This is a genomic window from Pigmentiphaga sp. GD03639 (assembly GCF_029845405.1).
Classification (GTDB): Bacteria; Pseudomonadota; Gammaproteobacteria; order Burkholderiales; family Burkholderiaceae_B; genus Pigmentiphaga; species Pigmentiphaga daeguensis.
In genome coordinates this window covers 214,115-231,729 of sequence record NZ_JAOCLR010000003.1, presented here as the reverse complement: position 1 = coordinate 231,729, position 17,615 = coordinate 214,115, and the positions used below count along the sequence as shown (strand labels likewise).

The window sequence follows — 17,615 nt, the reverse complement described above, 5'->3', positions numbered from 1 at the left end:
CTAGGTGAATATGAATTCACTCATCGATCGGCGGCTCAACGGCCGTAACAAGAGCGCTGTCAACCGGGAGCGCTTCATCAGGCGGTACAAGGACCAGATACGCAAGGCAGTACGCGAACTGGTCCAGGAACGGTCCATCGAAGAGATGGACCAGGGCGGCGAAATCAACCTCCCGGCCAAGGACATCTCCGAACCCAGCTTCCGCTACGGCAGGGGCGGGGATCGCGAGATCGTCCATCCCGGCAACCGGGAGTTCGCCAAGGGCGACAAGATCGACCGGCCCCGGGGCGGCGACGATGGCGATCCTTCCGAGCCGGGCGAGGGCGACTCGGTGGATCCGTTCACGTTCAGCCTGTCGCGGGAGGAGTTCCTGAACCTCTTCTTCGAGGACATGGAGCTTCCCCACCTGGTCCGTACCCAGCTAGGCGAGATCAACCAGCAGAAGTGGCGGCGCGCGGGCTACACCACCACGGGGTCGCCCAGCACGCTGAGCGTGGGCCGCACGCTCAAGACCTCGCTGTCGCGGCGCATCGCGCTCAGCGGCGGGTCGCGGCTGGGGCTGCAGGAGGCGCAGCAGAAGCTGGAGGAGTCGGAAGAGGCGGGGGCCCCGGAAGACGAGCTCGATGCCCTGCGCGCCGAGATCGACGTGCACCGGTCCCGGCTGGCGCGCGTGCCGTTCCTCGATTCGCTGGACCTGCGCTACCGGCATCGCGTGGTCGAACCATCGCCGGTGGCGCGCGCGGTGATGTTCTGCCTGATGGACGTCTCGGGGTCCATGGACGAGAACAAGAAGGACCTCGCCAAGCGCTTCTTCACGCTGCTGTACCTGTTCCTGTCGCGCAAGTACGAACGCGTCGACCTGGTGTTCGTGCGCCACACGGACAACGCGGAAGAGGTGGACGAGCAGACCTTCTTCCACGATCCCAAGAGCGGGGGCACGGTGGTGCTCTCGGCCCTGGAGCTGATGCACGAGATCGTGACCGAGCGCTACTCGCCCGCCACCTGGAACGTCTACGCGGCGCAGGCCACCGACGGCGATTCCTTCGGCGCGGACGCGGCCAAGAGCGCCCGCTTCCTGTCCGAACACCTGCTGCCGCTCACGCGCTACTACGCCTATATCGAGATTCCCGACGTGGACGAGATGCGCAAGAGCAGCCTGTGGGCCGAGTACGAGCGCGAGACGGCGCCGCACTTCGCGATGCGGCGCATACGCGAGCGGCGCGAGATATTCGGCGTGCTGCACGACCTGTTCAGGAAGGAGACCGCATGAGCGCCGTCCATCCGCCGCGCGAAGCGCCGCCCGCCCGGGCGGTCCAGCCCATCTCGACCACCTCGGAATGGACCTTCGAGCTGATCCAGCGCTATGACGAAGCCATCGGCGAGGTGGCGCGGGAGTTCGGGCTGGACACCTATCCGAGCCAGATCGAGGTCATCACTTCCGAGCAGATGCTGGACGCGTACGCCTCGGTCGGCCTGCCTATCGGATATCCCCACTGGTCCTACGGCAAGGAGTTCATCCGCAACGAGCAGGCCTACCGGCGTGGCGTGCAGGGGCTGGCCTACGAGATCGTCATCAACTCGAACCCTTGCATCGCCTACCTGATGGAAGAGAATTCCATGGCCATGCAGGCGCTGGTGATCGCGCACGCCTGCTACGGCCACAATTCCTTCTTCAAGGGCAACTACCTGTTCCGGCAGTGGACCGAGGCCGACGGCGTGCTGGACTACCTGGTGTTCGCCCGCAAGTACGTCATGGACTGCGAGGAAAAATACGGCATCAGCGCCGTCGAGGCCACGCTGGACTCCTGCCACGCGCTGATGGCCCACGGCGTGGACCGCTACCGGCGGCCGCATCCCATTTCCTACCGGGAAGAGATGCAGCGCCAGGCCGAGCGCGAGGAGTATGCGCGCCAGCAGTACAACGACCTGTGGCGCACCGTGCCCACGCGCGACCACGTCGAGCGCGAGGGCAAGCCGGCGGTGTTCCCGCCGGAGCCGGAAGAGAACATCCTGTATTTCATCGAGAAATACTCGCCTTCGCTGGAGCCCTGGCAGAAGGAACTGGTGCGCATCGTCCGCAAGCTGTCCCAGTACTTCTATCCGCAGACCCAGACCAAGGTCATGAACGAGGGATGGGCGACCTTCTGGCACTACACGCTGCTGAACCGCATGCACGAGAAGGGGCTGGTCAACGACGGCTTCATGATCGAGTTCCTGCAAAGCCACACCAACGTGGTGGCGCAGCGCGGCTTCGACCAGCGCGGCTACGGCGGCATCAACCCGTATGCCCTGGGCTTCGCGATGATGCAGGACATCCGCCGCATTTGCGAGAATCCCACGCCCGAGGACAGGAAGTGGTTCCCCGACATCGCCGGGAGCGATTGGCTGAAGACGCTGGACTTCGCGATGCGCAACTTCAAGGACGAGTCTTTCATCGCGCAGTTCCTGTCGCCGCGCCTGATCCGCGAGTTCCGCTTCTTCGCCATCGCTGACCACGAGTCCAACCCCAAGCTGGAAGTCGAGGCCATCCACGATGACGACGGCTACCGGCGGGTGCGCCGGCTGCTGGCGGACCAGCACAACCGCGACATGCAGGTGCCGGACATCCAGGTGGTGCGCTACAACCGGGATTCCGACCGGTCCCTGGTCCTGCGCCACGTGACGATGCGGGGGAGGCCCTTGCAGGCCGAGGATGCCGACCAGGTGATGAAGCACCTGGCCCGGCTATGGGGATTCAAGGTCCGCCTGGAAGAGGTCGACGCGGAAGGCAGCGTAAAAACCTTCCGCGAGCGATCGGGGTAGAGGTCCCCCCCTACGCCCTTCGGGCGCCCCCCAGGGGGCGATGCGGGTGGACCGGCGGAGCCGGATCCACCGCATCCTGGGGTACCAACGGGCTGGCGGGGACTGGCGTTCTTGCCTCTTGTCAGCGCAAACGAGAACGGCCTCGCATCTGATGCAAGGCCGTTTTGTATTCGCTGTCGTCCCAGACCCAGGGCACAGCGGATCCGGCTTTGCCGGTCCGCCAGTGCCGCCCCCTGGGGGGCGCCCGAAGGGCGTAGGGGGGGGCTCTAGCTCTACGGTTTGAAGAAAGGGGTGGGCACCATCAAGTGGTTCTCTTGCGAGACCAGGTTGCCCATCTCCACGCTTTTCTTCAGGTAGACCTGCCAGTCCGGATCCTGTTGCAGCGCGGCGCGGCGCGCCATGCGGTCGGCGGCGTCGCGGTAGGCCCAGATGTGGGTGAAGCTGTTGACGTTGCCGGTCTCGGTCTGCAGGTACAGCACCGGGTCGCCCAGGTGCTTGCGCTGCGCCTCGAAGCCCAGTTCCTGGTAGAGCTCGAGCTGTTTCTTGATCGTGCCGGGCCGGCACGTGTAGGTGCGAACGTCGTACAGCATGGAAAGTCTCCCCGGGGAATGCCGGCGCGAGCGCAGGTGCGCTCCGGGCCGTGCGGTCAGAACGAATCGGTGGAAGTGAACAGGCCTACGCGCAGTCCCTCGGCGGTGTAGATTTCGCGGCCGTCCACGCTCATGGTGCCGTCGGCGATGCCCAGCACCAGCGTGCGATTGATGGTGCGCTTGATGTCGATGGTGTAGGTCACCTTCTTGGCGGTCGGCAGCACCTGCCCGACGAACTTCACTTCGCCCGAGCCCAGTGCGCGGCCCCGGCCGGGGTTGCCCTGCCAGCCCAGGAAGAAGCCCACCAGTTGCCACATGGCGTCCAGGCCCAGGCATCCCGGCATGACCGGGTCGCCCTCGAAATGGCAGGCGAAGAACCAGAGGTCGGGATGGATGTCCAGTTCGGCGATCACCTGGCCCTTGCCGTACTTGCCGCCCTGGTCCGAGATGTGCGTGATGCGGTCCATCATCAGCATGTTGGGGGCCGGCAGTTGCGCATTGCCTTTCCCGAACAATTCGCCGCGCGCGCAGCGCAGCAGGTCTTCACGGGAGAAGGCGTTCTGTTCAAGCATTAGGAAGTCCTCGTTGGAAACCGGGATTATATCGTCGGCCCGTTCAGCTCCGGCCGGGCGCGCCGCCCAGCAGCCGCTTGAGCCCCAGCCATTGCTGGGCCAGGAAGCCGCGGCCGTAGTCGCGGCCGCCGTGTTCGGGAAGCTGGTCGCTGATGCCGGTCGGCCCGTAGTTGCCGTCGAAGCGCGCGGTGCGCAGCAGGATGTCCCAGATCGGGAACAGGACGCCGAAGTTGTAGTTGGCCTCGGGCCGGCCGGGCAGGGACGGAGGTTCGATGGCGTGGTGGTGCCGGTGGAATTTCGGCCCCACTACCAGATATTGGCCGATGCGGCCGAAGCCGGTCCGCAGGTTGGCGTGCGAGAGGCTCTCGACCAGCCGGGTGATGATCACGACCATGACGAATTGTCCGGGCGGCACGCCCACCAGGTGCGAGACCAGCACGACCACCGCGTCGCGCAGCAGGTCGCTGAGCAGGTGGTTGCGATTGTCGGACCACATGGTCATCTGGCGCTGGCTGTGGTGGACGGCGTGCAGCGCCCACAACCACTGGAAGCGATGCTCGGCGCGGTGGAAGGCGTAGTCGACGAAATCGAAGATCAGCAGGTACAGGATCAGGCTGACCCAGGCGCGGTCGGTCACCCCGGGCCAGATCTCGTCGAGATGGAAGGGCGAGAATCCCAGCACGTGCAGCTGGCCGAACACGTGGTCGGCCAGCGGCTGGGTCGTGAAGAACAGCACCAGCCGGAACAGGCCCAGCGAGTGGATGGCGGTGTACAGGATGTCCAGCCGCACCGAGGTCCGGTCGACGATTTTTTCGACGGGACGCCAGCGTTGCAGGGGACCGAACACGGCCAGCATGATGATCAGTTGCACGACGCCGAGCAGCAGCCACATGGTGCCGTCGTAGGCGTCCTCGAGGATGCTGCCGAGACCGAGGTGAAAGAGCAGGGGCTGGACGAGCGTCTCGAACAGCCACTGCTGCATGCCGGAAAAAAGATCGCTAAGGAGTTCCATGGACGTGATGCGTGGCCAGCCAGGCCCGGTATTGCGGATGGTCGGCCAGCGTGGCGAAGCAGTAACCCTGCTGCCTGAGCCCGGTGATGAGCGGTTCCAGCACGGCCGGCGCCCAGGGCTCCTGACGGGACCAGATGCCCAGGTGCGCCATCAAGATATCGCCGGGACGGATGTTGCGCAAGGCGCGCGCCAGCAGCGCGGCGTTGGGGTATTTGTCGCTGGGCAGCTCGTCGCCCAGGAAGCCGGCGTCGGCCCAGCCCACGTGGCGATAGCCGCAGCGGTCTTCGGCGGCCCGGAGCAGGGCGGCCGAGGTCTTGCCGCCGGGGGCGCGGAACAGCGGCAGCATGGACTGTCCGGTCATTTCCTTGAACCGCGCGGCGCTGCGGTCCAGTTCGGCGCAATAGGCCTCGACGCTCATGGCCTGGACCCGTCCGGCCTGCGGGCCGAAGGTCGGCTTGACGCGAAAGCCGCCGCCCGGCAGGTTGGCGAGCCAGTACACATGGTCGTAGGTGTGCGAGCCGAAGACGTGTCCGCGCGCCGCCATGGCCTTCCACCAGGGCGCCCAGCGGTCGTCCAGGCTGGTGCCGCCGTCGCGGGTCTTTTCGTTGGCCAGGAAGAAGCTGGCCTTGACCTGCTGGCGGTCGAGCACCTCGGCCACCAGCGGGGCGACGCCCATGTGTCCGGTGTCGAAGGTCAGGTAGACCGGGCGGGCGCATTCCGCGGCCTGGGCGCCAGCGGCAGCCAGCAGCAGGGCGGCCGCGCCCGCGCGCGCCAGGCTACTGGCGCGGCGCATGGGACAGGGTCCAGACGCCATGGGGCGAGCGGCCCACCTTGGTCTGGTGCACGACCTTGCGGGTGGCCGTGTCGATGACGGTGAGCTTCTTGGCCCAACGCGAGGTGACCAGCAGGGTCTTGCCGTCGGCAAGCACTTCCATGCAGTCCGGGCCGCCGGGGGCGGGATAGGCGTCGACCACCGCCAGGGTCTGCAGGTCGATGCGGCTGATGGTATTGGCCACGCGGTTGCTGACGAACAGGTGCCGTCCGTCGCCCTGGGCCCGGAAGGCGTGCGCGCCGGCCGCCGTGGGGATGCGCTTGACGAGCTTGGCGGGCGAGGCCGCCAGGTCATAGACCTCGACGTAGCTGTCGCCCGTCAGGGCGACCAGCAGGTAGCGGTCGTCGCTGGTGATGTAGACGTCGGCGGGCGTCTTGCCCACAGGAATGGTCCACAGCGGCGTCTGCGTGGCCAGGTCGATGGCGATCAACTGGTCGCTGTCCTGCAGCGACACGTACAGGTTGCGGCTCTTGCTGTCTATCGTCAGGTGGCTGGGCGTACGGCCGGCGGGGATGCGCTTGACCAGCTTGGGGTCGGCCGATCCGGCCTGTCCGTTCCACTGGTAGATGTCGATGTGGTCGAGCCGGTTCGCCGCGGTCACGAACCACTTCATGTCGGGCGAGAAACGGAGCTGGTAGGGGTCGACGATGCCGGTCAGCGTGCGCTGCACGTTGCCGGTGGCGGGATCGAAGAAAGTGAGCGAGTCGCTGCCGGCATTGGCCACCAGCAGCGATTTCTCGTCAGGCGTCAGGTACAGGTGGTGGGGTTCCTTGCCGGTGGGAACGCGCCGCAACTCCGCGTAGGTCGAGGGATCGAGGATGCTGACCGAGGCATCCAGCGAGTTCAGGACGATCACGGGGGGAGGTGCCGCGGAGGCGGCAAACACCGCGCACAGGCCGAGGGCGCCGGCCAGGCGGGCAAAAAGCTGAGATTTCAATGTCGGATCCCGCAGGTTCTACAACGCCGCTGGGCGCCGATGCGGGCCCGCGGGCAGCCCGCGGCCGGGGGACGGCCGCCAGAGTTCGCATAGTCTAGGCGGCCGGGCTTGCCGTTGCTGTCGTTTTTGGGTGAATGTTGGTTTGCCGCGACATCCCCGGGACGCCGGCCGCCGGGCGTCAGGACAACGGGCACTGCCGGTGGTAGGCGTCGGGCTGCTTGTGGAAGGGAGTGGCCAGCGTCTTGAGGGTCATGCGTCCCTGTTCGTCCTTGACCGCCTGCAGCACGTGCATGTCCTGCAAGGGGAAGTGGTTGTTGTTGAAGCGGAACTCGCCTCGCACCGAAGGAAAATCGGCTTGCTTCAAGGCCGCCATGAAGGCGGGCTTGTCGCTTACCCGGCCCTGGACCCGGGCGATGGCAGCGTCCAGCAGCAGCGCCGCATCATAGCTCTGGGCCGCGTAGTTCGAGGGGATGCGCTTGTAGCGCTGCTCGAACGCCTGGACGAAACGGCGGCTCGAGACATTGTCGAAATCGGGCGCCCAGAAGCCGCCGCTGATCATGCCCTGCGCGGATTCGCCCAGCACCGGCAGCGAGATGGCGTCGATGGTGAAGGTCGACAGCAGCGGCGTCTTCTGCAGGCCGGACTGCGCATACTGCTTGGCGAAGCTGACGCCCAGGCCGCCGGGGAAGAACGCGAATACCGCATCGGGCTGGCGGGCGGCGGCCTGAGCCAGTTCGGTGGAGAAGTCGAGCTGCTGCAAGGAGGTATAGACCTCGTCGGCCAGCGGCGCCTTGTAGTAGCGCTTGAAGCCGGCCACCGTGTCCTTCCCGGCCTGGTAGTTGGGGGCCAGGACGACGACGCGTTTGTAGCCCTTGTCGGCAGCGTACTGGCCCACCGCTTCGGACGCCTGGTCGCCTTGCCAGGAGGTGATGAACTGGTAGGGCGAGCACCGCGGCCCGGCGATCTGCGAGGGGCCCGCGTTCGAGCCGATCACGAAGACCTCGCGGTCGGTCAGGTACTTGTGCACGGCCAGCATGACGTTCGAGAACGAGATGCCGGTGACGATGGACACCTTCTCGCGCTCCACCAGGCGCCGCGCGGCCTGGTTGGCCACGTCGGGCTTGAGCTGGGTGTCCTCGCGCAGGATCTCGACCGGATGGCCGCCCAGCTTGCCGCCGTTGCGTTCGACCAGCAGCATGAAGCCGTCGAGCTGGTCCTGCCCCACGGCGGCCTGCGGGCCGGTCAGTTCCCCCATGAAGCCGATCTTGATCGGCGCCTGGGCGTGGGCGGCGCCACAGGCCGTGATCAGGGCGGCCGCGGCCGCCACGCTGCGCAAGCGGTGGTGCATGATGTCTGTCTCCTGGTGGTGGGGCAGGGCGGGCCTGCCGGGGAAGGCGGCCGCGATACGTCGCCGCGGCCGGCAAAAAACGGGTCAGCGCGCCTGGGCGGCCGCGGCTTCGGCCTTGCGCAGGCGTTCGAGCGTATGGCGCATGCGCACCGGCCCGAGGTCCACGTTCAGCAGCACGGGCTTCATGTCCCAGAAATCGTTCTCGCCCAGGGCATCCTGCTGCGCGTCGATGATGGGCTTGTCCTGGTCCTCGAACGCGATGCGGCGCATTTCCGCCAGCCGGGCGTTGGTCTCGGGATCCAGCTCGGGGCCGGGCGGGCGAGCGGCGGCGAAGTGATAGTGCGTGGTGCGGGCGGTCTCCGGGGTCAGGATGTGGATGCCGTAGTACCAGGCGCCGCGTTCGCGCGACTCCCCCGGCGCGTGCACGCCGGTGTCCAGCAGGAAGCAGCCGGGCGGATCCCAGCGCATGTTGGTCCACATGTCCACCGGCTGGCCGTCGCGGCGGAACAGCATGTCGAAGACGCCGGGCACCGATACGTTGGGCATCCAGCGGTTGCATTGCAGGCGGTCGCCGTCCTGGACGACTTCCTGCTTGGCATGGACCTGCTCGGGGCTGCCCAGCAGGCCTTCGTGCAGGAAGCTGATGTGGCTCAGGTCGAGCAGGTTCTCGCCCATCAGTTCGTAGTTGGCGTTGATGTGCAGCCGGCCGCGGCTGGTGCGATAGCCCGAGCCTTCGTCCAGCATGCCGTAGTCGGGGATCAGCGCGGGGTCGGCGGCGGCCTCGCCCATCCAGATCCACAGCATGCCGTGGCGGTCGTGCACCGTGTAGGCCTGCACGCGGGCCGCGGCGGGGATCCTGCCGTCGCCGTGAGGATTCCTGACGCAGGCGCCGCTGCTGTCGAATTGCAGGCCGTGGTAGGCGCACTCGACCACGTCGTCACGGAGCCTACCCATGCTGAGCGGGATGAAGCGATGGGGGCAGCGGTCGCGCAGCGCCACCGGCGTGCCGTCCGGCCGGCGGTAGAACACGACCCGCTCGTCCAGCAGGGTGCGGGTGAACAGTTCACCGGCCTTGACCTCGTCGCTCCAACAGGCCACGTACCAGGCGTTCTTCACGAAGGACATGGGTGTCTCCTTTTGCGTTCGTCTTGAATGGCTTCGTGGGGAGATTTATACAAACAGAGTGATCGGTTTGTAAGTGGCGGAAAACCCTAGGCCTGCCTCGCGGCCGGCAGGGGAGGCTAAGATGCGGCCTTGGCCGTATCGAGGATGCCCGGGAGCGATGCCACCCAACCGCCCACAGACGATGTCCCCCACGCCCGAGACCGAACCGGCGCGCGCGCGCCCGCGGCGCACGCAGGCAAACCGCAGCCGCGACGCGCGCGAGCGCCTGCTGGCGGCGACGATAGAGGTGTTGATGCGCTCGGGCTACAACGGCCTGACCACCAAGGAAGTGGCGCGTTGCGCCGGCATGTCCAACGGCGCCCTGATGCACCACTACGCGACCAAGGCCGAACTGGTGGTGGCCGCGACGGCCGAGATCTACGAGGAATCCATACGCCGCGGCCAGCGCGAGGCCCATACGCCCGAGGCGATCGAGCGCCCCATCGAGGGCTTCATCAAGGACTGCTGGAGCGTCTACTTCGACTGGCCGTTCATCGCCGCGATCGAGGTCATCATGGTGGCGCGGACCGACCCGGACCTGATGAGCAAGATCCTGCCCGTGATGGAGCGCTACCGCTCCTCGACCAACACGCTTTGGCTGGAGGTGTTCCGGAAGGCGGGTTTTTCCGGCGAGCAGGCGCAACTGGCGCTGAACCTGTCCTTGAATCTGGTGCGCGGCATGGCCCTGAACAATCTCTGGCAACACGACGCGGCGCACTACGAACGCTACATCCAGGACTGGGTACGCATGGTCTACCAACAGTTTCCGCGGCATGCCGAAGGCGGTTGAAGCAGGCGAAGCGTTTGACGCCTAGGGTTGTCCCTAGGCCGCGACTGGGCTAAAATCGAAGGATTCCAATCTTTCTTGAGGCAAGTCGTGGATAACGACGGCAGTAGTTCCGCCGTTCCGGCAAACGCCGCTTAGCAGGTCCGCAGATTTGTCTGCCGCGTCCTGCCAAGCCAGGATGCGGTCGTCCCTTTGCCAGGGTTCCCATCTTTTTTCCTGCCTCCGGGCAGCTTCCCCGCGTATGCCGAGCGGCATGGTCCGTCTTCCTGTCTGCCAGGAGGTCAACATGCGTTTCGCCCATATCCTGAGCGCATGGGGCGGCAAGGCCGCGCGCGCCCCGCGCAAGCAGCTCCAGTCCTATCGCCTGACGGTGTTCAGCGCCAGCCCGCGGCTGGACAGGCTGCGCCAGCACCTGCACGCCGAATTGTCGGCCCGCGACCTGCGCATCTCGCAGATGCGCGTGGCCAGCGCCGCGTCCGGCGACGACATCCACCGGATGTCGGTCACGCTGCAATGCGCGCCGCACCTGCGCGGCGCGTTGAACTCGGTGGCCCTGGGCCTGGGACGCCATCCCGACATCCAGCGTGTGCATTACGAACAACTGCAATAAAAACGCCGGCGGGGCCGCGCTATCCTGCGAAGGCCGGACGCGCGGCACCGGCCCGTTCCGGTCGACGACAAGAACAACCCACGAGGTCCCATGAAGGCAATCGCCAACATCCAGACGCTGGATCTGCTCGACACGCTCGTCAGCCTGACGAGCGCGTTCATCCTGGGGGCCCTGGTCGGGCTGGAGCGACAGTACCGGCAGCGTACCGCCGGATTGCGGACCAACGTGCTGGTGGCTCTGGGCGCCGCCATCTTCGTCGACATGGCCATGCGCATCGCGGGCTCGGACGGCGCGGCGCGGGTGGCCTCGTACGTGGTCTCGGGCGTCGGGTTCCTGGGGGCCGGGGTCATCATGCGGGAAGAGGGCAACGTGCGCGGCCTGAACACCGCCGCCACGCTCTGGGGATCGGCCGCGATCGGCGCCTGCGCGGGTGCGGATCTCATCGCCGAGGCCGTGCTGGCCACGATCTTCGTGCTGGCCGCCAACACGCTGCTGCGGCCGGTGGTCAATACCTTCAATCGTCAGCCGGTGGACGTGCTGTCCTCCGAGGTGACGAGCATCATCCACGTGATCACCGGCACGGCCCATCGCAGCGCCGCGTTGACGGCGCTGGAGGCCGAACTGGAAGAGGCGAACTATCCGCTGGCCGACCTGGAGGTCGTGCCCTTCGGCGACGAGGAGATCGAGATCAAGGCCACGCTGATGGCCACCTCCATCCACGGCAGCGACCTGGACCGCGTCACCGAGAAGCTGGGCCGCAATCCCGCCATCGCCCAGGTTTTCTGGGCGCCCAGCATTTCCGACTGAGGCGGCTCAGCGGCCGCGTTTCAATTCCAGGCTGGTCACGAGCTCGGCGCGCGCGGCGGCATAGCGCATGGCGTCCAGGCGGTCGTGCATGCGCTCGCGCGCCGCGGCGCGCGCCTGCTCGGCCCGCGCATCGTCCAGCCCCGTGGTGCGCACGGCGGTGTCGGCCAGGACCGTGATGCCGCGAGGCATGACTTCGGCCAGGCCGCCCGACACGTAGACGTATTCATCGCCTTCGGCGCGCCGGATGGTGATCATTCCTTCCTTGAGCAGTGTCAGCAGGGGGATGTGGCCGGGCAGGATCCCCAGCGATCCGTCCTTGCCGGGAAGCTGCACGTAGTTGCCTTCGCCCGAGAAGACGGTGGCCTCCGCGTTGACGATGTCTATCTGCATGATGTCCTTTGGGCCAGGCGGGCGCCCGGTGCCCGCCTTTTGTGCCAAGTGTTTCCAAGCCTGTCGCCACGCGGTTCCGGCCGCGCTCCCGTCATGCTATCCCCAAGCTTGTCCACAGAAGTGGTGGCTAAGCCCACAAGCTGCGTTTCCCGTCTTGGCATCCTGTTTTTTATGTCTTAAGATATGTCGAAAGATATGTTTTTAGATATTCTATTCCGCCCGCAATGGGCTGGAGGCGGTCATGCAACGCAATGAGATTTCTCCTGGCGGACGCGGCATGGGCATGCGCATGGGGCGCAAGCTCGCCGCCGAAGACCTGCAGCTCATCCTGCTGGCGCTGCTGGAAGAGCAGCCCAGCCACGGCTACGAACTGATCAAGCAACTGGCCGAGCGCTCGTCGGGTTTCTACAACCCCAGTTCGGGCATGGTGTATCCGGCGTTGGCCTACCTCGAGGACGTGGGCCACGCGGTGGTCTCCGTGGAAGGCACGAAGAAGCGCTATCGCCTGACCGAGGAAGGCAGCGCCCATCTGGCGCGCCATCGCGGGCAGGCCGAGCGCATCCTGGCCGAGCTCGCCAAGGTGGGCGCCCGCATGGCGCAGGTGCGCCGCGTGTTCGAAGGCGAGGACGGCCTGGACACCATCGCGCCGGGCACGCCCGAGGACCTCATGCTGGCGCGCTACGGCCTGAAGCAGGCGCTGCTCCAGGCAGGCGCCTGTGAGGGCGGCGAGGCCATCCGCATCGCCGCCATCCTGAGACGCGCCACCGCCGAGATCCTGGGCAAGTAGGCGCTCCTCCAACCTCATTCTGGAAAGATCCATCATGGAAAAAACCGAACGCGCGGTGCGCCGCGTCCGTCACGAACTGAAGTTCCGCCTGCTGCGCGTGCGCGCGGTGCGCAAGGTCACGCCGCGCCTGTTGCGGGTGACGCTGGAGGGCGACGACCTGGCCGGCTTCTCCAGCGCCGCGCACGACGATCACGTCAAGCTGTTCTTTCCCGCGCCCGGCCAGCAGCGGCCGGTGGTGCCCACGCCGGGGCCCAACGGCATGGTGTTTCCCGAGGGCCAGCCCCGTCCGGCGGCGCGCGACTACACGCCGCGCCGCTACGACGCCCAGGCGGGCGAGCTCGACATCGAGTTCGCGCTGCATGGCGACGGCCCCGCCGCCGAATGGGCGGCACGCGCCGAAGCCGGGCAGTACCTGGGCGTGGGCGGTCCGCGCGGCTCCTTCGTGATGGAAGGGGAGTTCGACGGCTATCTGCTGGTGGGCGACGAAACCGCGCTGCCGGCCATCGCCCGCCGGCTGGAAGAACTGCCCGCGGGCGCGCGCGCCGTGGTCGTGGCCGAAGTGGCCGACGCAGCCGAGGAACAGTCGTTCGACACGCGGGCCGACGTGGACGTCCGCTGGGTCCATCGCGACGGCGTGGCGCCCGGCAGCCCCGAGCTGCTGGCGCAGGCCGTGGCGGGGCTGGGCAAGCCGCAGGGCGACTGGTACGCCTGGGTCGCGGCCGAGTCCGGCGTGGCCAAGCGGGTGCGCCAGGTCTTGGTCGAGAACTGGCAGCTACCCAAGGAATGGATCAAGGCGGCCGGCTACTGGAAGCTGGGCGCCGCGGCCACCCACGACAAGCACGAGGATTGAAGGCATGAGCGCACACCGTCCGGCGGCCGTCGTCGCCACGACCGTCAAGAGCCTGCCGTGCTGGCGCCTGGTTTCTCCCCATGGCGAGGCGCTGGTGGCGCGCCAGGGCGCGCAGGTCCTGTACTACGCGCCCACCGGACAGCCGCCGGTGGTATGGCTGAGCGACCAGGCCGAATTCCGGACCGGCTCGTCGCTGCGTGGCGGGATTCCCGTCTGCTGGCCGTGGTTCGGCCAGTTCGACCGCAATCCCGAGGCGGTCCGCGCGATGCTGGCGCCCGGCGCCGACGCGCCGGCGCATGGTTTCGTACGCGCGCTGGACTGGCAGGAAGACGGGGCGCGGGTCGATGGCGACGCCGCGTGCCTGCGGCTGCGGCTGGACCTGCCGGCCGGCCACGGCGGCTGGAACCACCCGGCCGCCGTGGCGCTGGATATCCGCCTGGGCGATGCGCTCACGCTGACCCTGTCCACCCGCAACCTGGGTCCGGACACCTTGGCCCTGAGCCAGGCGCTGCATACCTATTTCGCCGTGAGCGACGCACGCGACGTGGCGATCGAAGGGTTGGACGGCGCGGCCTACGTCGATACCTTGAGGGGCTGGAGCTCGCAGGTGCAGGAGGGGCCGCTGGCCATCCGGGGGGAAACCGACCGCATCTATAGCGGCCTGTCCGGACCGATACAGATCCGCGATCCGGGCTGGCGGCGCAGCATCCAGATCCACGCGGCGGGCTCGCGTTCGGCCGTGGTCTGGAACCCCTGGGTGGACAAATCGCTGCGCCTGTCGCAGTTCCGTCCCGATGCCTGGCGCGACATGTTGTGCATCGAGACGGCCCGGGTCTGGGACGACGTGCTGGAAATCGCGCCGGGCGCCACCGCGGACATGGGCGTGACGATGCGCGCGGTGGGCTGGGGCGCCTGAGCCGCTGGGCAGCCCCTAGTCGACCGTCGCGCCGGATTTCTTCACCACGGCTTCCCACTTGGGGATCTCGGCCCTGACCATGTCGACGAATTCGGCCGGCGTACTGGAGGTCGCTTCTATTCCCATGCCCGCCAGCCGGCGCCGCGCGGACTCGTCCGCCATGCCGCGGACCACGGCGCCATGCAACCGGTCCACTACCGCTGCCGGCGTGCCCCGGGGGGCCAGCAGCCCGAGCCAGTTCGAGACGTCGTAGCCGGGCAGGCCGGCTTCGGCGATCGCCGGCACGTCGGGCAGCGCGCTCATGCGCTTGAGGCTGGTGACGCCCAGCGCGCGTACCTTGCCGCTGCGTATGTGCTCGGCATACACCGCGTACGAATCGAAGGTCATGGACACCCGTCCCGCCAGCACGTCGTTCAGCAGCGGAGCGCTGCCCTTGTAGGGAACGTGCAGCAGCCGCACATCCGCCATCGATGCGAACAACGCGCCCGACAGGTGGCTGGAGCTGCCGTTGCCGGCCGAGCCGTAGGTCAGCGCGCCAGGCTGCGCCTTCGCCAGCGCGATCAGTTCTTCCACGGTCTTCGCCGGCACCGAGGGATGGACGACCAGCACGCGCGGCGTGGTGTGGGTCAGGCTGACGTATTCGAAATCCTTGATGGGGTCGTAGCGCAGCTTGGGGTACAGCGAGGGGTTGATGGCCTGCGTGCCCATGGTGGCGAAGAACAGCGTGTAGCCGTCCGGGGCCGCGTGGGCGACGGCCTCGGCAGCGGTCGTGCCGCCCGCGCCGCCGCGGTTTTCGATCACCACCTGCTGGCCCAGTTGCTCCGTCAGTTGCTGGGCCAGGCCGCGTGCCATGATGTCGGCGGCGCCTCCGGCGGGAAACGGAACGACGAGCCGCAGCGCGCGATCTGGAAACCCGGCCGCCCCCGCGCCGCCGGCCACGGCCAGCAGGAGCGCCGCCTGCGTCAGCGCCAGGCAGGCGCGTCGTCGATGAAAACCCATGGACATCTCCTCTGTTGTGGTTCTTTTCACGCCACACTTTAGAAGGAGGAGCCGGGCCCGCCTATCGCCGGGCCATCAAAGCTGTTATGTGTCTCGGGCACAGGCCCTAGGCCAGTTGGCGGTGCCGTCCGGCGTACAGGCCGAACACGGCCTGTACGCAGGCAAAGACCAGGCAGATCAGCAGCGCGACCGTCCATCCGCCCGTGAGGTCGTGTACCGCGCCGATGGCGGTGGGACCGCCCGCGGCCAGCAAATAGCCCACGGCCTGGGCCATGCCGGACAGCGCGGCCGCCTGCTGTGCGTTGCCGACACGCAGGCTGACGAATGCCAGCCCCAGGATGATGGACGCGCCGCCGCCGCAGCCATACAGGATGGCCCATGCCGCGGCCCACGATGGAGCGACCAGCAGGCCCAGCAGGGCCGCGATGGACAGTCCCGTGCAGCCGACCGCCAGCCAGCGCTGGTCGCGCACGCGGCGCACCAGCGCGAGCAGCGGCAGGCCGACGACGGCCGAGGCGATCTGCAACATGCCATGGACCGATCCGGTCGAGCCCGGCGGGTAGCCGGCGTCGTGCAGCATGGAGGGCAGCCAGCTGGAAACGATGTAATACACCAGCGAGTTCAGGCCGAGGAACAGCGTGATCTGCCACGCCAGCGCCGATTTCCACACCGGCCGGGGGCGGGCCTGGGTGGGACCGGCGGGCGCCGCGACCGGAGCCGGGGTGCGCAGTTGAGGCAGCCAGACGAGGGCGCTGGCGATGGCGATCACGATGGGGGCGAGCAGGGCCAGCGGCCACCCCGGGCCGGCGGACCAGAGCGCCAGCGGCACCGCGATCATCGAGGCGAGGCCCGAGGCCACGCCCATCGTCAGCGCATAGGCGGAGGTCAGGCTGGCGATGCGTCCGGGGAAATCGCGCTTGAGCAGGCTGGGCAGCAGCACGTTGCCGAAGGCGATGGCACCGCCGATCAGCAGGGTCCCGGCGAACAGGGCCCAGACCGCGCCGGAGGACCGCAGGCACAGGCCCGCCACCAGGGTCAGCAGCGCCGCCATCAGCGTGCGTTCCAGGCCGTACCGGCGGGCAGCCAGGGCCGCGATGGGCGATCCGGCGGCGAAGGCCAGCAGGGGCAGGGTGGTGAGCAGGCCCGCCTGGGCGGCGGTCAGGTCCAGGCTGGTCCGTATCATGTCCAGCACGGGCGCCACGCCGGTGACCGGCGCGCGCAGGTTGGAGGCGATCAGCAGGATGCCGGCGATGAGCCAGGCTTGGCGAGACACGGAATGCGAAGCGGAAAGCGGAGGCATGGGGCGGCAATCGGAAACGATACCCATGGACTGTAGGCATTTTGCGCCTGTCTGTCTTTGGATAAGATGACATTAAATTGCCAAAATCTGCCAAACGCTCGCCATGCCAGCATTCGAAGCCGCCTTCGCCGAGTTCGATCCGGACGCCACGGTCGCGCCCGTGGTGGCGGTGCACCTGACGGCGCAGCAGCGCCGCAGCGAACAGCCGGTGCACCGGCATCGCAAGGGCCAGTTGATCCTGGCGCTGCGGGGTTCGGTCACCTGCCATGTGCCCACCGGCCTGTGGATGGTGCCGCCGCAATGCGCGGTCTGGATTCCTCCCGGCATGGCGCACAGCAACAGGGTGTCGCAGCATGGCCAGGTCTGCCTGCTGTTCGTCGAGCCGGACACGGCCCCGTTGCCCGAAGTGTGCTGCACGCTGTCGATTTCGCCGCTGTTGCGCGAACTGATCCTGTACCTGGCGGCCGACTCCACCGACTATCCGCCCGACGGGCCGACCCACCGCCTGGTGGGCGTGCTGCTGGAACAACTGGGGCGCATGCCCACCGAGCAACTGCACCTGCCCGTGCCCGCGCACAGCCGCCTGCGCCGCATCGCCGACGCGCTGGCGTCCGACCCTGCGAACCGCAACACCGTGGCCGAGTGGGCGCAGCAGGTGGCGATGAGCGAGCGCAGCCTGGCCCGGTTGATCAAGGCGGAGACGGGCATGAGTTTCGGCCGCTGGCGCCAGCAACTGCACGTCATCGTCGCGCTGCAGCGCCTGTCCGCCGGCATGACCGTGCAGCGCGTGGCGATGGACCTGGGCTACGAGTCGGTCAGCGCCTTCATCACGATGTTCAGGAAGGCGATGGGCAAGCCGCCCGGCCGTTACCTGGCCGAACGCAACCGGGGCGAAGGGTAGGGCGGCGCGGT

19 protein-coding genes are annotated in these 17,615 nt (G+C 67.7%); 9 read left to right on the top strand and 10 right to left on the bottom strand.

All coding sequences use genetic code 11. The features are described 5' to 3' along the window. Positions 1 to 10 precede the first annotated feature (10 nt). Positions 11 to 1,270 (top strand): YeaH/YhbH family protein, encoded by a 1,260-nt coding sequence (locus N5K27_RS04885; protein WP_087840239.1) that lies wholly within the window; start codon positions 11 to 13, stop codon positions 1,268 to 1,270. Beyond that, entirely contained in the window at positions 1,267 to 2,802 is a 1,536-nt protein-coding gene (locus tag N5K27_RS04880) for a SpoVR family protein (RefSeq protein ID WP_087840238.1), read from the top strand. Before N5K27_RS04885 ends, N5K27_RS04880 begins: the two co-directional genes overlap by 4 nt. Before the next feature lie 272 nt (positions 2,803 to 3,074). Here N5K27_RS04880 and N5K27_RS04875 read toward each other — a convergent pair whose 3' ends face one another. The 7 genes from N5K27_RS04875 to N5K27_RS04845 form a co-directional block, all read right to left on the bottom strand. Continuing rightward, positions 3,075 to 3,392, bottom strand: a complete 318-nt coding sequence (locus tag N5K27_RS04875) for an NIPSNAP family protein (RefSeq protein WP_087840237.1) — start codon at positions 3,390 to 3,392, stop codon at positions 3,075 to 3,077. A gap of 56 nt (positions 3,393 to 3,448) precedes the next feature. Beyond that, entirely contained in the window at positions 3,449 to 3,964 is a 516-nt protein-coding gene (gene fabA / locus N5K27_RS04870) for a 3-hydroxyacyl-[acyl-carrier-protein] dehydratase FabA (RefSeq protein WP_087840236.1), read from the bottom strand. Positions 3,965 to 4,007: 43 nt separating this feature from the next. After that, positions 4,008 to 4,976: a sterol desaturase family protein gene (locus N5K27_RS04865; protein ID WP_279814976.1), complete on the bottom strand. Its 969-nt coding sequence runs from the start codon at positions 4,974 to 4,976 to the stop codon at positions 4,008 to 4,010. Further along, entirely contained in the window at positions 4,963 to 5,769 is an 807-nt protein-coding gene (locus tag N5K27_RS04860; protein WP_279814974.1) for a polysaccharide deacetylase family protein, read from the bottom strand. The genes N5K27_RS04865 and N5K27_RS04860 overlap by 14 nt, the downstream gene beginning before the upstream one ends. After that, positions 5,753 to 6,721, bottom strand: coding sequence for a YncE family protein (locus N5K27_RS04855; protein ID WP_279815089.1), 969 nt, complete (start codon positions 6,719 to 6,721; stop codon positions 5,753 to 5,755). The genes N5K27_RS04860 and N5K27_RS04855 overlap by 17 nt, the downstream gene beginning before the upstream one ends. A 202-nt stretch (positions 6,722 to 6,923) precedes the next feature. After that, positions 6,924 to 8,093 (bottom strand): ABC transporter substrate-binding protein, encoded by a 1,170-nt coding sequence (locus N5K27_RS04850; protein ID WP_087840233.1) that lies wholly within the window; start codon positions 8,091 to 8,093, stop codon positions 6,924 to 6,926. 84 nt (positions 8,094 to 8,177) lie between these two features. Continuing rightward, positions 8,178 to 9,218 (bottom strand): aromatic ring-hydroxylating dioxygenase subunit alpha, encoded by a 1,041-nt coding sequence (locus tag N5K27_RS04845; RefSeq protein WP_279814972.1) that lies wholly within the window; start codon positions 9,216 to 9,218, stop codon positions 8,178 to 8,180. A gap of 157 nt (positions 9,219 to 9,375) precedes the next feature. Here N5K27_RS04845 and N5K27_RS04840 point away from each other — a divergent pair, with 157 nt between their 5' ends. From N5K27_RS04840 to N5K27_RS04830, 3 genes are all read left to right on the top strand, one after another. Further along, entirely contained in the window at positions 9,376 to 10,047 is a 672-nt protein-coding gene (locus tag N5K27_RS04840; protein WP_087840231.1) for a TetR/AcrR family transcriptional regulator, read from the top strand. A 283-nt stretch (positions 10,048 to 10,330) separates the two neighbouring features. After that, positions 10,331 to 10,654 (top strand): hypothetical protein, encoded by a 324-nt coding sequence (locus N5K27_RS04835; protein WP_087840230.1) that lies wholly within the window; start codon positions 10,331 to 10,333, stop codon positions 10,652 to 10,654. Between the two features lie 90 nt (positions 10,655 to 10,744). Next, on the top strand, positions 10,745 to 11,461 hold the full coding sequence (locus N5K27_RS04830; RefSeq protein ID WP_087840229.1) for an MgtC/SapB family protein: 717 nt from the start codon (positions 10,745 to 10,747) through the stop codon (positions 11,459 to 11,461). Positions 11,462 to 11,467: 6 nt separating this feature from the next. Here N5K27_RS04830 and atpC read toward each other — a convergent pair whose 3' ends face one another. Beyond that, positions 11,468 to 11,851: an ATP synthase F1 subunit epsilon gene (gene atpC, locus N5K27_RS04825; RefSeq protein WP_087840228.1), complete on the bottom strand. Its 384-nt coding sequence runs from the start codon at positions 11,849 to 11,851 to the stop codon at positions 11,468 to 11,470. A gap of 241 nt (positions 11,852 to 12,092) precedes the next feature. Between atpC and N5K27_RS04820 the strand changes: the two genes are divergently transcribed. Genes N5K27_RS04820 through N5K27_RS04810 form a run of 3 tightly spaced genes read left to right on the top strand, consistent with a single transcriptional unit; the run spans position 12,093 to position 14,404 of the window. Then, on the top strand, positions 12,093 to 12,638 hold the full coding sequence (locus N5K27_RS04820) for a PadR family transcriptional regulator (protein ID WP_087840227.1): 546 nt from the start codon (positions 12,093 to 12,095) through the stop codon (positions 12,636 to 12,638). A gap of 34 nt (positions 12,639 to 12,672) precedes the next feature. Continuing rightward, positions 12,673 to 13,488, top strand: a complete 816-nt coding sequence (locus tag N5K27_RS04815; protein ID WP_087840226.1) for a siderophore-interacting protein — start codon at positions 12,673 to 12,675, stop codon at positions 13,486 to 13,488. Positions 13,489 to 13,492: 4 nt separating this feature from the next. After that, complete coding sequence (locus N5K27_RS04810) at positions 13,493 to 14,404, top strand: D-hexose-6-phosphate mutarotase (protein WP_279814969.1); 912 nt, start codon at positions 13,493 to 13,495, stop codon at positions 14,402 to 14,404. 15 nt (positions 14,405 to 14,419) lie between these two features. Here N5K27_RS04810 and N5K27_RS04805 read toward each other — a convergent pair whose 3' ends face one another. Both N5K27_RS04805 and N5K27_RS04800 read right to left on the bottom strand, forming a co-directional pair. Then, on the bottom strand, positions 14,420 to 15,403 hold the full coding sequence (locus tag N5K27_RS04805; protein ID WP_087840224.1) for a tripartite tricarboxylate transporter substrate binding protein: 984 nt from the start codon (positions 15,401 to 15,403) through the stop codon (positions 14,420 to 14,422). A gap of 106 nt (positions 15,404 to 15,509) precedes the next feature. Beyond that, positions 15,510 to 16,703 carry an MFS transporter gene (locus N5K27_RS04800; protein WP_279814967.1) on the bottom strand — a complete coding sequence of 398 codons (1,194 nt, stop codon included), beginning with the start codon at positions 16,701 to 16,703 and terminating at the stop codon, positions 15,510 to 15,512. Positions 16,704 to 16,806: 103 nt separating this feature from the next. On the opposite strand from N5K27_RS04800, the gene N5K27_RS04795 reads away from it, so the two are divergent. Next, positions 16,807 to 17,604 (top strand): helix-turn-helix transcriptional regulator, encoded by a 798-nt coding sequence (locus N5K27_RS04795; RefSeq protein WP_279814965.1) that lies wholly within the window; start codon positions 16,807 to 16,809, stop codon positions 17,602 to 17,604. The last annotated feature ends 11 nt before the right edge of the window (positions 17,605 to 17,615 follow it).